This window comes from Ensifer sesbaniae (assembly GCF_013283665.1).
In the GTDB taxonomy this organism is placed as follows: domain Bacteria; phylum Pseudomonadota; class Alphaproteobacteria; order Rhizobiales; family Rhizobiaceae; genus Ensifer; species Ensifer sesbaniae.
The window spans coordinates 2,239,546-2,252,983 of sequence record NZ_JABEKU010000001.1 but is presented as its reverse complement, the minus strand read 5'-3'; the positions used below and the strand labels follow the sequence as shown (position 1 = coordinate 2,252,983).

General features: G+C 60.5%; 12 protein-coding genes. 5 read left to right on the top strand and 7 right to left on the bottom strand.

Annotation, left to right across the window (positions count from 1 at the left end):
• The first annotated feature begins 385 nt into the window (after window positions 1-385).
• Together BHMPCIPO_RS10905 and BHMPCIPO_RS10900 are read left to right on the top strand one after the other, a co-directional pair.
• The gene (locus BHMPCIPO_RS10905) at window positions 386-973 is read left to right on the top strand and encodes a J domain-containing protein (RefSeq protein WP_173516753.1); all 588 of its coding nucleotides are present in this window, start codon (window positions 386-388) and stop codon (window positions 971-973) included.
• A 209-nt stretch (window positions 974-1,182) separates the two neighbouring features.
• Entirely contained in the window at window positions 1,183-1,917 is a 735-nt protein-coding gene (locus tag BHMPCIPO_RS10900) for an LssY C-terminal domain-containing protein (protein WP_173516752.1), read from the top strand.
• Between the two features lie 380 nt (window positions 1,918-2,297).
• Here the strand turns inward: BHMPCIPO_RS10900 and tnpC are convergent, their stop codons facing one another.
• From tnpC to BHMPCIPO_RS10875, 5 genes are all read right to left on the bottom strand, one after another.
• Window positions 2,298-3,890: an IS66 family transposase gene (tnpC, locus tag BHMPCIPO_RS10895; RefSeq protein WP_173518143.1), complete on the bottom strand. Its 1,593-nt coding sequence runs from the start codon at window positions 3,888-3,890 to the stop codon at window positions 2,298-2,300.
• Window positions 3,891-3,934: 44 nt separating this feature from the next.
• On the bottom strand, window positions 3,935-4,288 hold the full coding sequence (gene tnpB, locus BHMPCIPO_RS10890) for an IS66 family insertion sequence element accessory protein TnpB (protein WP_173516751.1): 354 nt from the start codon (window positions 4,286-4,288) through the stop codon (window positions 3,935-3,937).
• Window positions 4,272-4,619 (bottom strand): IS66-like element accessory protein TnpA, encoded by a 348-nt coding sequence (gene tnpA, locus BHMPCIPO_RS10885; protein ID WP_376741636.1) that lies wholly within the window; start codon window positions 4,617-4,619, stop codon window positions 4,272-4,274. Before tnpA ends, tnpB begins: the two co-directional genes overlap by 17 nt.
• Before the next feature lie 171 nt (window positions 4,620-4,790).
• Complete coding sequence (locus tag BHMPCIPO_RS10880; protein WP_173516749.1) at window positions 4,791-5,111, bottom strand: hypothetical protein; 321 nt, start codon at window positions 5,109-5,111, stop codon at window positions 4,791-4,793.
• On the bottom strand, window positions 5,095-6,297 hold the full coding sequence (locus BHMPCIPO_RS10875; RefSeq protein ID WP_173516748.1) for an ImmA/IrrE family metallo-endopeptidase: 1,203 nt from the start codon (window positions 6,295-6,297) through the stop codon (window positions 5,095-5,097). The genes BHMPCIPO_RS10880 and BHMPCIPO_RS10875 overlap by 17 nt, the downstream gene beginning before the upstream one ends.
• An 880-nt stretch (window positions 6,298-7,177) precedes the next feature.
• Between BHMPCIPO_RS10875 and BHMPCIPO_RS10870 the strand changes: the two genes are divergently transcribed.
• Window positions 7,178-7,522 (top strand): hypothetical protein, encoded by a 345-nt coding sequence (locus tag BHMPCIPO_RS10870; RefSeq protein WP_173516747.1) that lies wholly within the window; start codon window positions 7,178-7,180, stop codon window positions 7,520-7,522.
• Here the strand turns inward: BHMPCIPO_RS10870 and BHMPCIPO_RS10865 are convergent.
• Complete coding sequence (locus BHMPCIPO_RS10865) at window positions 7,512-7,736, bottom strand: hypothetical protein (protein WP_173516746.1); 225 nt, start codon at window positions 7,734-7,736, stop codon at window positions 7,512-7,514. The two genes, BHMPCIPO_RS10870 and BHMPCIPO_RS10865, sit on opposite strands and share 11 nt — an antisense overlap.
• A gap of 110 nt (window positions 7,737-7,846) precedes the next feature.
• Window positions 7,847-10,942, bottom strand: a complete 3,096-nt coding sequence (gene uvrB, locus BHMPCIPO_RS10860) for an excinuclease ABC subunit UvrB (protein ID WP_173516745.1) — start codon at window positions 10,940-10,942, stop codon at window positions 7,847-7,849.
• A 319-nt stretch (window positions 10,943-11,261) separates the two neighbouring features.
• Between uvrB and BHMPCIPO_RS10855 the strand changes: the two genes are divergently transcribed.
• Together BHMPCIPO_RS10855 and BHMPCIPO_RS10850 are read left to right on the top strand one after the other, a co-directional pair.
• Window positions 11,262-12,206 (top strand): FecR family protein, encoded by a 945-nt coding sequence (locus tag BHMPCIPO_RS10855; RefSeq protein WP_173516744.1) that lies wholly within the window; start codon window positions 11,262-11,264, stop codon window positions 12,204-12,206.
• 184 nt (window positions 12,207-12,390) lie between these two features.
• Window positions 12,391-13,404 carry a FecR family protein gene (locus tag BHMPCIPO_RS10850; RefSeq protein ID WP_173516743.1) on the top strand — a complete coding sequence of 338 codons (1,014 nt, stop codon included), beginning with the start codon at window positions 12,391-12,393 and terminating at the stop codon, window positions 13,402-13,404.
• Window positions 13,405-13,438 lie beyond the last annotated feature (34 nt).

Genomic DNA, 13,438 nt, shown 5'->3' with positions numbered 1-13,438 from the left:
CGCCGGAGGCTTGGCTCTCGGGGTAAGGCTTTCGCATCCCCCGGATAAGGCTTGCGCATTTCCGGGATAACGCGCAGGCTTTACCGAAGGTTGGTTTCGTCTTCGCTCACGATGGCGTAGCCAAGGGGTCGGGGCGGCGCGCCGTTTCGGGTGGCCGATGACGGCGCGTGCGGATCGGACGAAGGGCGACCGCCCTGGACGACTGTCGCCCGCAAAGGGTGATTGATCGTCACACGGCAGGGCGAAGTTTTGCCGGAGCCGGACGAACGGCGGAAACGGCCGGACGACTTTGTCGCCTTGGCCGGACGACGGGGCGATATGAAGCCCAGAGAATGCGCCGGCCGGCTCTGCCGGGCGGCGGGAGTGACATACGGAGAGGGAAAGCGTGATCGACCCTTACGAATTGCTTGGACTGGAACGCGACGCCGACAATCAGGCGATCCGCAGCGCCTATCGCAAGGCGGCGAAATCGGCGCATCCGGATTCCGGCGGCGATCCCGAACAGTTTGCGCGGCTGCAGGTGGCCTATGAACTGCTGAAGGATCCGGTCCGCCGCAAGGTCTATGACGACACCGGCTACGATCCCCAACTCGCCGATCCGCGCGACCTCAAGGGCCTGATGATGCTGGAGACGCTGGTCAACGAGTTCATCCTCGACGAGCGCGAGCCGGGCACTTTCGATCCGGTCGCCGCCATGCGGCGCAAGCTCTCCGACGATATCGTCAAGAGCCGCTTCCATATCCTCGAGCTCGAGCGCCACCGCGCCCGCGTGCGCAAGCACTTGGACCGCCTCGGCCGCCGGCCGGAAACCGACGTGCTCGGTTCGATGCTGCGCGCCCGCTCGCGGTCGATCGCCGAGGCGATCAAGAACACCGACGAGCAGATCAAGACGATCGAGCAGGCCTACGAGATGCTGGAAGGGTACAGCTACGAACTGGAGGCGCTGGAGGTGAAGGCGCACGCGGCGGAGTAGGGCGCTGCCGTCTCAATTGTTTCCTTGGGTAAGCGAGCCACGACGATGACGACGGCCGCGTGCCGAACACGCGGCCGGGTTCGCGGGCCCCGCTGTCACCAGCGTACGCCTACCCGGCGCCTCTGTGCAGCCGCCTCCATCGGTGTCATAGTCTCCGTCGGTCCCTGGGGCCGGGATCTCAGCCATGGTCTGAAGCGAAGGAGAGTGACATGAGCCGCCGCTCGCACATGCGCGCTGCCTTTCTCCTTCTGGCGATCGTTATCGCCGCCTATCTCGCTGTCAGTTACTTTCTGGTCCCGGAGCTCTGGGTGTTCCACGATTCCAGGCGGAAGGTTCCGCTCAATCCCATGGTGACATCCACGGAGCAAGGCATTCCCGGTGATCCGATCAATGTCGGGTTGGTAGGCTCCAAGGAGCAGGTCATCCGCGCCTTCGCCGCGGCCGGCTGGGACGCCGCCGACAAGGTCACGCTGCGGTCCTCCGTCGATATCGGCCTCAGCGTTGTGCTCGATCGTCCGGATCTCGATGCGCCCGTCAGTCCGCTGTTCTACGAGGGGCGCAAGCAGGATCTGGCCTTCGAGAAACCGGTGGGCCGCAGTGCCGACCAGCGCAACCATGTGCGCTTCTGGCAGACGGCCAAGCCCGTGGAGGGCAATGGCCCGCTCTGGCTCGGTTCGGCGAGCTTCGACCGCGGCGTGGGCCTGAGCCACGACACCGGCCAGATCACCCACCACATCGGTCCCGATCTCGACGCCGAACGCGACCTGGTGATCGGCGACCTCGATAAGGCCGGGCAGGTGTCGCGGACCTATGAGATGCCCGGCATCGGCGCCACGAAAGCCGGCCGCAACGGCGGTGGCGATCCCTATTACACCGACGGCAAGGTTCGGGTGGGCGTGCTAAAGCGGGTGAATGAAGGCGGCGGTTCGGAGCCTGCGAAGTGACATCGGGGCTCTCCATGGCTTTGCCGCCAGGGAGCACTGAACAAAACAAAGCCGCCTGACGGCGGCTTGTTTCAAGGCATGATCGAAACGCACCGCTCCCTATGGAGACGTCGCATAATAGATGGCAGCGATGAGCGCGGTGTTGATCATGCGGCGGTTGTAGCGGGGAATGGGGGAGGCGGCAAGGGTCGACCCAGCTTACAACGAGGCGGGCTTCCAGCCATTCTCAGAATTGCGACTTCAATAGCAGAGATATTTATGCCCAAACTTCTTCGATATCGCGACGGTTTCACTTGTATTGAAGAAGCCATTTGCAATTAGCATCGACTTATCGTAAGCGCTCATTTCGGTGCGCGTTATTAGGCGGCTTGAGCCGGCGGTCAGGCAGGCTGCTTTTTGAAGTTGAATGGTAGCAGGTCGTCGATGTCGGCGTTGTCGGGACGCTGCGGCAATTCGGTGAGAACGTGCCGCAACCACGCGAATGGTTCGACGCCACAGGCGCGACAGGTCAACATCAGGCTATAGATGACGGCGCTGGCCTTGGCTCCATCGACGGTGTCGCTGAACAACCACGATTTTCGCCCAGTGGCAAAAATTCTAATGTCGCGCTCGAGTAAATTGTTATCAATCGGCATCCTACCGTCGTCGGTATAGCGGGTCAGATATTCCCATTGATTGCGCGTATAGGAGACGGCGTCGCCAAGCTTGGTGTCGGGCACGACCTTTAGAGCGATCGCGTCGAGCCACGCCTTGAGGGCGTTCAGGACTGGGACGCTGTGTTTCTGGCGAAAGCGCCGCATGTAGTCGGCCTGTGGTTCACCGTCATCCGGCCTCTCGTCCCGCACCTGCCTTTCAATTCGGTAGAGCTGGTCGAAGAACTTGATGGCTTGTGCCGGCGGCCCGCCGGGTTTCTTGCGCGCCTTGAGAGCATCGACAAACTTCCGCCTGGCATGGGCCATGCAGCCGACATGCGTGGCGCCTTTCAACGTGCGCCAGGCCTGATAACCGTCACTCATCAGGATGCCGCGGTAGTCGCCAAGGAAGGCCTGCGGATGCTCCTGCCCGCGGCCGGGCTGATAATCGAACAGCACGATCGGGTGTTTGCTGTCCTCGCCGCTGCGAAAGGCCCACATATACGACGTGCTGGTCGCTTCCTTGCCCGCTTCCTTCAGCACCTGGACTGTGGTCTCGTCGCCGTGGATGACGGTCTGTGATCGAAGCCGCAGCTTCAGCGTGTCATAGATACGAGACAAGTGCTTCTCGCTCGAACCGATCACCCAATGACCCAAAGCGCCGCGGCTGACAGGAACCCCGGCGCGCTCGAAGGCTTGCGCCAGACGATAGAGCGGCGTGCCGTCCACATATTTATGAACGAGCGCGAAGGCCAGCGTCGAGGCCGTGGCGATACTGCCCGGCAGCGGCTGCTTCGGCATCGGCGCGATGATAACAGGCGTGCTGATCCCGGTGCGGTCGCAGTGTCGGCACGCATACTTTAACCGCGCATTCTGCAGAACCGTGGCCTTCACCTCGATGTGAAGCTGCTCGGTAACGAGCTCGCCCATGCGATGCATCGGGTGGCTGCAGCACGGACAGACCTTCTGGTCGTCGGCAAGGTCATACTCGACGCGCTGGCGCGGCAGGTTCGCCGGCAACGGCCTGCGGCCGGGTTTCTTGCCCTCCGGCTTTTCGATCTCCGCCAATCCCGTGTCCGGTAGAGCGACGGCATCATCGGCGTCTTCGCTGTCCTCGTCCCCCTCAAGGGCAGCCTGCTCGGCTTCGTTGAAGATGCGATCCATGTGCTTTTCGCTGCGAGGCGCAAAACGATGCAACTGCGCCAGCGCCAGTTCTTCCTCAAGCTTGAAGACGCGCTGCGCAAGGATATCCTTCTCGGCCTTCAGCGCGGCGATTTCGGCAGCATTCGCCGCCAAAAGCGCCATCAATTCCGCAACATCAAGGGTGCCGGCTCGAGTCATCATAGTCTTGAATCTGAGCCGTTCCCTTACGTCAACGGCAAAGTTCAGCCGACAAATTCATATTGCCGCACCGGATGGCGCACCATCGCGTCGAGATCAATGCCGTCGAGCAACCAGTGCAGTTGTTCGGCGTCGAGCGCCACCACCGCCTCCTGCCGCTTGGGCCAGCGGAACTTGTCTTCCGTCAGCGCCTTCAACACGAGCACAAAGCCAGACCGATCGAAGAACAGCAATTTCATCCGGGTTCTGCGACGATTGCAGAAGGCGAACACCGCGCGCTCGAACGGGTTGAGGCCCATTGACTGCTCCACCAGGATCGCAAGGCTGTTGATCCCCGCACGAAAGTCGATCGGCTCCCGGTGAAGATAGACGCGCAGATCATCAGCCAGCCGGAACATCGCAACGCCCCAACGCTTCGATCATCGCCGACAGAGCCTCAGCATCCGCATCTTCAAGCTCAAGCCGCACACCGTTCGGTAGCGACGCCCTCAACCGCACCCGTGGCGATGTCGGCCGAGCCGACGGAGCCGGCGGTCGCGCAATCGGCGCGGCCGCAACCACCGGAACGAAGGCCGGCGGCGCGCTGTTCGGCAGAACCGTCAATTCCTTCTCGCTCGCTTGCCGGCGTCGCCGTAGCGCCACCCAATTGCGCAACTGATTGGCGTTGACCCCGTGCGCCAGCGCAAGTCCTGCAATCGATACTCCCGGCTCAAGGGCCGCATCGACCAAGCACTCCTTCTCAACCGGATCAAATCGTCGCTTCCCGTTGCCAAGAACCCGAACCACTCGAAGCGGCCCTGATCTTCCCGCGCCATCCAATGTCATTGTGTCCACAGTCTCCGTTGTGGACACAGACTCCCTCACTGCCACGTCTATGAACAGGTGCGGGGAATTTCGCGCTTACGACTTATCTACGCGAACCGCGATTGCATGCTTGTAGAGATGCTCATTATCTTTCGTCATGTCGACTATCTGTGCATTGTGGAGCGCCGTTACAAGTGAGGCAACGAGGTCAATATCTTCAATTTCTATTTGATGATGCACGAAGCCGAGTTTATGAAGCTTAGCGTGTCCTTCCGGATCGAATCTCTGCAGCTTCCGGTCTTCAACCTCACACAGCCCGAAAGGCTGTTGTGCCATGCATTGATGACCACACGCGCCGTGAGCGTCGATTGCTTGGGCCAGAATATCTGCCATGTGAAACTCAAGAAGCGACGACATTCGAGACTCCACGTACTAACTCTTTCTCCCGTGCGACTGCCGTCAGTCCCTCGATCCGCTTCTTCGATAAACCTGTTTGCTCGAATATCTCATAGCTTGAAGTTAATCCGGCCGCTAAAGCCGAAGTTATCACCGAAACTGCTCTTGTGCCCAAGTATGCCAAATCTACAACACCAGGCGCCGGTCCGTTACGCCCACCAAAAGATTGCGGCTTTACGCTATCAGCATAGCTTTTGCTTCCGAAGCCTTTGCTAAATTCCTTCTGGTATTCCCACTTGGCATAGCCAAGCTTTGCGAGCCTAACTAACATTGCGCTAATACTAGTTTTGAAGTGTTCTGATAGTTTGTCAGCCGATCTGACAGTCCATTCGTAGTCTTTGAACGAGTATCGATTGGTTTCGATTTCCTTAATAAGTCGATCTCGGGGGATGAGTAACGCCGACGCAAACTCGTTGCAAAATTTTTCAACATCGTTGTCGAATTCATAGTTATTCGTAAGAGCCGATCTCTTGCCAAATATGTGAGCTAACTCGTGAGCTAGAGTGAATGTTCTGGCGCCATGGTTTCTTTTGGCCGAATTAACGAATATCAGATTTGACGTGAAACTGGTATGGTATATCGCAAACCCATCTATCTTGTCTGAAAAATTATGGTCCTGAATAACGTAAATACCAAGATCTTCTATTGAATTTCTAAGCATTTTGTAGAATTGAGATTTTGAATCCGTGCTAGATCTTAACGTTTCAATATCCAGCATTTTCGCAACTGATGCGGCGAATTGCTCCGGATTTTCTTCAGCGTCAATCTGGTAGAGGTATTGTGGAGCATCCCATCCTAAGCGTTTGTACAAATCCGCTAGAAAATCTCTTGTAGCGAAAAGCGAGCTAAAGCGGCTCGTGTCTTTTCCATATTTTAGTGAGTGCGGCTTGGCAGCTCTAAAATCAATGATCTCTGAAGGGGCAATTTCGTAAGACGAAAGGAAGAAAGCATACGCTGGAACCGCCAAGCGGTTGGCGAGCTTCAGTATCTGAATTGTGCTCGGAACATTGTCGCCTTGCAAAGTCTCTTGTAATTTTTTCGGGCTCATTGCGGCGGCGGCCGCTGCCTCTTTTGGCGTAAGGCCCCGAGCAGTAATAATTGAGTCTAACGTGGTGGAATTGAATGGCATTGCTTCAATCGTGCTCAAGTCTAACGTTATCCACGCTTCAAACCAGCTACGCCACGACGATAGGTATAGCGTTGGCGTACCCGATTCTATCACAAGTTATAGAATCCAGGAATGCCAAGACATTACAAGAGGGGCGAAGGATATTGGGGAAGAATGGTATAAAAGTCGATCGACTAGCGTTCTTGGATGTGAGCAATAAATTGACTAAATTCAAGTTCTCACTGGATCGCCTAAGTAGGTTAAATTCCTTGCTTATAGCGATAAACGCCGCATTCGGTATAGTATGTTTTGTTATTTTGAATGTTGCAATATTATATCCAAATTATTGCGTTGATGGTATTACTCTGTATTTGTCGATTTCGTTTACGTCATCTCCATTTATTTTTGGGGTGTATTATTTGGCGCGCTGGTATGACGTCTCGTGCCCGATGTGGAATTTCTTAAACTATTATGATAGCTGCTATTGAGGTCGTCTCAACAGAAGGCATCGCCGTTGAGTGTTTCAGCTGAGGATCGGTTTCTCCGGGCTGGCCAGCCACCGACTTTTCGGCACGGCCGACGTTGATTTCATCCAGAGCGTTCTTGCGGAACAGAGACTGGTCCGACGTGCGGCCGGCAGGTGTCGCGACGTTGCGGGTTACCTTGCCGGAGGAGGAGGGCTTACCCCCCTCTGTCCTGCCGGACATCTCCCCCACAAGGGGGGAGATTGCGCTGGGCTCGCCCTTGCCGGGTCGCTTGCGCTCGGACATCATTGCTGGCTGCCAAATGAAAGCGGCTGCTGCATGTTTCCTTTAGGCCGATTGAAGGACAGCAGCAGTTCAAAATGCCACAGCGACCTTTGCGCGTCCGATAAGACGCGCGGTAGGCTTTGCGGTGAGCCGTCAGGTTGGGGCTCGGTATGAACGCCATCGAGCGATTTGTTGAGCGGGTTTCAAACGTGAGGTTTGAGAATTGCTTCAATCCCTATGCCGATACTTGTCCTGTTCATGACCAGCAATCGGCGCCCGACATACGGAGGAGTAATCTTACGCAGATCCTGCTCGCCCTCGCTTCGGCGCCTTCGGTGGACATCTGGGTCGGTCGGGACTTGGGTTACAAAGGTGGCCGCCGGACGGGGATTGCCTTAACCGACGAATATTGCCTCGATACTTACGCTTCCCATCTGAAGCTGAAATCACTTCGCCGAGCCACCACCCGCTGTGAGGGAGCGAACGGCATCGAACATCTTTCGCCTATTGGATAGAGCCGATGTGCCGATCATGACCTGGAATGTCTTTCCGTTGCATCCCCATTGTGGCGAGGATCCGCTTAGCAACCGTCATCACACGAGAGAAGAAGCTGAGGTTGGATTTACGTTCTTGCAGGAACTCTGCGTCTTGGTTGAGGTGCGGCGGATCGTGGCGATTGGCGACGACGCGGCCAAATGGGCTCGCAAAGTATCGTCCGAGTCCATCCACGTTCGGCATCCAAGTTTTGGCGGCCAGGCTGAGTTTTTGGAGCAGATGCGTTTGCTCTACCCGTTAGGGGGACTGAAAGGACGGCAGCCGCAGCGGCGCGAGGGCGACGATCACCGCCCCGGCCGCCCCGTCTTGCCTTTCGTTCGGCCCTTCTGCCGCTTTTCCTCCGCCGGGTCCTCATAGGAGCCGATGCCCGGCTTGGCGCGGGTGAGGATCGGTTTTTCCGGGACGTGGCCGGTCACCGGCTTTTCGGTGCGGCCGACGGTCATTTCGTCCAGGGTGTTTTTGCGGAACAGCGATCGGTCCGCCCCGGCCGGGGTGGCGACGTCGCGGCCCATCTCGTCGAGGTCGGGCTTGCGGAACAGCGGGCGTTCGGTGTCGGTGCCCGGGCCCATGTCGTCGAGCGAGGGTTTCTGGAAGTAGCTCTCGGATGATCTCCCCCCTTGTGGGGGAGATGCCCCGATAGGGGCAGAGGGGGGTATCTTGCCGGAGGAGGAGGGCTTACCCCCCTCTGTCCTGCCGGACATCTCCCCCACAAGGGGGGAGATCGACCCGGACGAACCCTTACCGGACCGCTTGCCACCCTCGATAGCCTTTGCCTCTTCGCGCGCCAGCGGGTCGTCCATCGCAGCCAGTTCGGCGGCCTTGAGGCGTTTGATCTCGTCGCGCAGGCGCGCGGCCTTTTCGAAGTCGAGGTCGGCGGCGGCGTCGCGCATCTGTTTTTCCAGCGCGTTGAGATGCGCCTGCAGATTGTTGCCGACGAGGTGGCCGCCGTCGGCGAAACCCTTGCCGGCGATACCGGAAATGTCGGCGCGCACGTGGTCCTTCTCGTAGACCGAGTCGAGAATGTCGGAGATCTTCGCCTTCACCGATTCCGGGGTGATGCCGTTGGCCTCGTTATAGGCCATCTGCTTCTCGCGGCGGCGGCCGGTTTCCTCCATCGCCCGCTGCATTGAGCCGGTGATGGTGTCGGCATAGAGGATGACCTTGCCGTCGACGTTACGGGCGGCGCGGCCGATGGTCTGGATCAGCGAGGTCTCGGAGCGCAGGAAGCCTTCCTTGTCGGCGTCGAGAATGGCGACGAAGCCGCATTCGGGAATGTCGAGGCCTTCGCGCAGGAGGTTGATGCCGACGAGCACGTCGAAGGCGCCGAGGCGCAGGTCGCGGATGATCTCGATGCGCTCCAGCGTGTCGATGTCGGAGTGCATGTAGCGCACGCGAATGCCCTGTTCGTGCAGGTATTCGGTGAGGTCTTCGGCCATGCGCTTGGTGAGCACGGTGACGAGCGTGCGGTAGCCGGCGGCCGCCGTCTCGCGGATCTCGCCGAGCACGTCGTCGACCTGGGTCTTGGCCGAGCGCACTTCCACCGGCGGATCGATGAGGCCGGTCGGGCGGATGACCTGTTCGGCGAAGACGCCGCCGGCCTGTTCCATCTCCCAGGCGCCCGGTGTCGCCGAAACGGCGATCGTGTCCGGGCGCATGGCGTCCCATTCCTCGAAGCGCAGCGGCCGGTTGTCCATGCAGGAGGGCAGGCGGAAGCCGTATTCGGCCAGTGTCGCCTTGCGGCGGAAGTCGCCGCGATACATGCCGCCGATCTGCGGAATGGTGACGTGGCTCTCGTCGATGAAGATCAGCGCGTTGTCGGGGATATATTCGAACAGTGTCGGCGGCGGCTCGCCCGGGCGGCGGCCGGTGAGGTAGCGCGAATAGTTCTCGATGCCCTGGCAGGAGCCGGTGGCTTCCAGCATCTCGACGTCGTAGCGGGTGCGCTGCTCCAGCCGCTGCGCCTCCAAGAGGCGGCCGGCCTTTTCCAGTTCGGCCAGGCGATGCGCCAGCTCTTCCTTGATCGCCTTGATGGCGCCGTTCAGCGTCGGGCGCGGTGTCACATAGTGCGAGTTGGCGTAGATCTTCACCGACTTCAGGTCGCCGGTCTTCTGGCCGGTCAGCGGGTCGAACTCGGTGATCGCGTCGATCTCGTCGCCGAACATGGAGATGCGCCAGGCGGCATCCTCCAGGTGGGCCGGGAAGATCTCGATCGTGTCGCCGCGGACGCGGAAGGAACCGCGCTGGAAATCCATGTCGCGGCGCTTGTACTGCTGCGCCACGAGGTCGGCGAGCAATTGCCGCTGGTCGAGCCGGTCGCCGACATTCATCTGGAAGGTCATGGCGGTATAGGTCTCGACCGAGCCGATACCGTAGATGCAGGAGACCGAGGCGACGATCACCACGTCGTCGCGTTCGAGGAGCGAACGCGTCGCCGAGTGGCGCATGCGGTCGATCTGCTCGTTGATCGAGGATTCCTTCTCGATATAGGTGTCCGAGCGCGGCACATAGGCTTCCGGCTGGTAATAGTCGTAGTAGGAGACGAAATACTCGACGGCATTGTTCGGGAAGAAGTTCTTGAACTCGGAATAGAGCTGCGCGGCCAGCGTCTTGTTCGGTGCGAGGATGACGGCCGGGCGCTGCGTCGCCTCGATCACCTTGGCCATGGTGAAGGTCTTGCCCGAGCCGGTGACGCCGAGCAGCACCTGATTGCGCTCGCCCGAGGACAGGCCCTCGACCAGATCGGCGATCGCCGTCGGCTGGTCGCCGGAGGGCTGGTAGTCGGTCACCATCGTCAGCGGCACGCCGCCTTCGGATTTTTCCGGCCGGGCCGGGCGGTGCGGCGTCCAGAGCTTGCCGTCCTTGAACAGCGGATTGCCGCTTTCGATCAACGCCGCCAGCGCTTCCACCGTGGCGGTGACGCCGGAGGTGGAGGTCAGCTTGTCGGCATCCTCCAGCGACACGTCGAGGCCTGCGACCGGATTGAGGCCGGCGGCGGCGCGCGTCTTCGGGTCGGTCGAGCCGCCCATCGAGGTGCCGCGCGAGGTCCTTCCGCTCGCGCTGCCGGCGCTCTGCGCCTTTGCTCCGCGGGGGCCTCGCGTCAGCTCGGACACCCGTTCGGGCTTGCGGCCTTCGGCCGACTTGTCTTCGCTCCGGGCCGCCTTCGAGGCCGCGATCTCCACCGTCTTGCGGTGCTTGCCGGCCTTGGAGGCGATCTCACGCTGGCTTTCGAAGGCGGAGGCTTCCGCCTCGGCCTCGAGCTGCTTCACCCAGTCGGAGACGTTGCCGCTGAGCGGCGTGCCTGACAGCGGCGCCTGCGGCGCTTCCTCGAAACCGGACGGAGTGGAGGGTTTCGGCGGGGCATTTTTCGGAGTTTTGGTCATGCCGGGGAATATGGCGAGAGTCCGCCGGAAAGAAAAGGGGAGAATGAGTACAAAACAGCAACGTTCGTGCCTCTGCGGTTACGAGATGGTGGGCGAGAGGCAGAGGCGGGGCGTCGGGTTCGCAGGCAGGTCGGTGTCCAATTCGCGGCGGCGATCGATCGAACTGGCGGTGGCACGGGGTCGCCCATGGCTTGCAAGCGTTCAACCGCTGCGCGCGCCGGCATAACTCTTACAGTTGTGGCGTGCCGTTACGTTACCCCGATTGGGCGACAAGCATAAATCCCCATAATGTGATAACAATAACGCTTTGGAGGGTGCCATGTTCTGCCTGCGTGGTGCCGCACTCATCGCGTTTTGCGCCGTGACCTACAATCCGACCATCGCCGCCGAACCCGTCGGCCAGGCGGTGCAGATCCGGACGGCGGTCAACGGCGCGCGTGGTCCGATCGCGGTCAAGGACCCGGTCTACAAGGACGAACGGATTTCGACGTCGAAGTCCGGTCTTGGCCAATTCGTCTTCCAGGATGGCACCAAGCTTGCGGTCGGCTGGGGCTCGTCGGTGGTCATCGACAAGTTCGTCTATGACGACGCCAAGTCGGTGAAGAAGCTGACGATCATGGCCGCCAAGGGCACGTTCCGCTGGATCAGCGGCAAGTCCGGGCACTCGGCCTATGAAATCGTGACGCCGGCCGGGACGATCGGCGTGCGCGGTACCGCCTTCGATTTTTATGTCGGCCGCGACGGCACCACCGCCGTCGTGCTTTTGAGCGGTGCTGCCAATTTCTGCGGCGCCGGCGGCTGCCGGCAATTGACGCAGCGCTGCGACTGCGTCGTCGCCAAGCCGGGCGGCGGCATCAGCGATCCGAAAAGAGTCAGTCGCAATACATTGAAATCACTGGGCAATGCACAAGCGCTGCCTTTCCTCTCCGGTGGGCAACGACTGTCCGGAGCGCTGGGCTGGGCGGGGGGCGGCTGCAGCCTTGCGGCAGCGATCCAGGAGGACCTCGAACGCCAGCCGCTGACTGTGAAACCCCCCGCCGTCGAGCAAGAAAAGCCGCGCGAGGAAAAACCGAAGCCCGAGGAGAAGCCGCACAAGCCGGAGGAAAAACCTCCCGTGCAGGAAGAAGGCTACCGCAATCGCCACTGGGAGATGAAACATCCGGATATCCGCGGCGAGGATGCCAACCACAAGGATGTGCTCGAACACGCCAACGACCATCAGAACAAGGGGCATCAGAAGGCGCGCAGTCATCACAACGACTGACGAACGGCAGGCCGCCGGGCGCTTGGTCCTGTCCGCACGCCGCCGCTTGCCTCCAATGGCCACGACCGGGCAAGCGGCCATGACGACCTAACTCTTACGGTTGTGACGGGCCGCACCGTTATCCGATTGGGCGACAAGACATAAATCCCGGTCACATGATAACAATAGCGCTTTGGAGGGTGCCATGTTCTGCCTGCGTGGTGCCGCACTCATCGCGTTTTGCGCCATGACCTACAATCCGACCATCGCCGCCGAACCCGTCGGCCAGGCGGTGCAGATTCGGACGGCGGTCAGCGGCGCGCGCGGTCCGATCGCGGTCAAGGACCCGGTCTATAAGGACGAGCGGATTTCGACGTCGAAGTCCGGTCTTGGCCAATTCGTCTTCCAGGATGGCACCAAGCTTGCGGTCGGCTGGGGCTCGTCGGTGGTCATCGACAAGTTCGTCTATGACGACGCCAAGTCGGTGAAGAAGCTGACGATCATGGCCGCCAAGGGCACGTTCCGCTGGATCAGCGGCAAGTCCGGGCACTCGGCCTATGAAATCGTGACGCCGGCCGGGACGATCGGCGTGCGCGGTACCGCCTTCGATTTTTATGTCGGCCGCGACGGCACCACCGCCGTCGTGCTTTTGAGCGGTGCTGCCAATTTCTGCGGCGCCGGCGGCTGCCGGCAATTGACGCAGCGCTGCGACTGCGTCGTCGCCAAGCCGGGCGGCGGCATCAGCGATCCGAAAAGAGTCAGTCGCAATACATTGAAATCACTGGGCAATGCACAAGCGCTGCCTTTCCTCTCCGGTGGGCAACGACTGTCCGGAGCGCTGGGCTGGGCGGGGGGCGGCTGCAGCCTCGCGGCGGCGATCCAGGAGGACCTCGAACGCCAGCCGCTCACTGTGAAGCCCCCCGCCGTCGAGCAAGAAAAGCCGCGTAAACCGTGGATACCCGGGAAGCAGCGCCAGGAACAGAGGCAGCGTCAGGAACAGAGCGGACAGGGTCAACGGCAGCGGCAGGAGCAGCGCCAGGAACAGGAGCAAGGGCAGGGCAGCCAGCGGCAGTCCCAGTCGCAGCGGCAGGAGCAGGAGCAAGGACAGGGCCAGGGCACGCAGCGCCAGGAACAGGAACAGCGACAGGAACAATCGCAGCAGGGCGGTGGAACGCAGCATCAGGAACAGAGCCAGAGCCAAAGCCAAAGCCAGAACTAGGGTGCCGGCAGCGCATGCGCCGCTGACTGGCTCG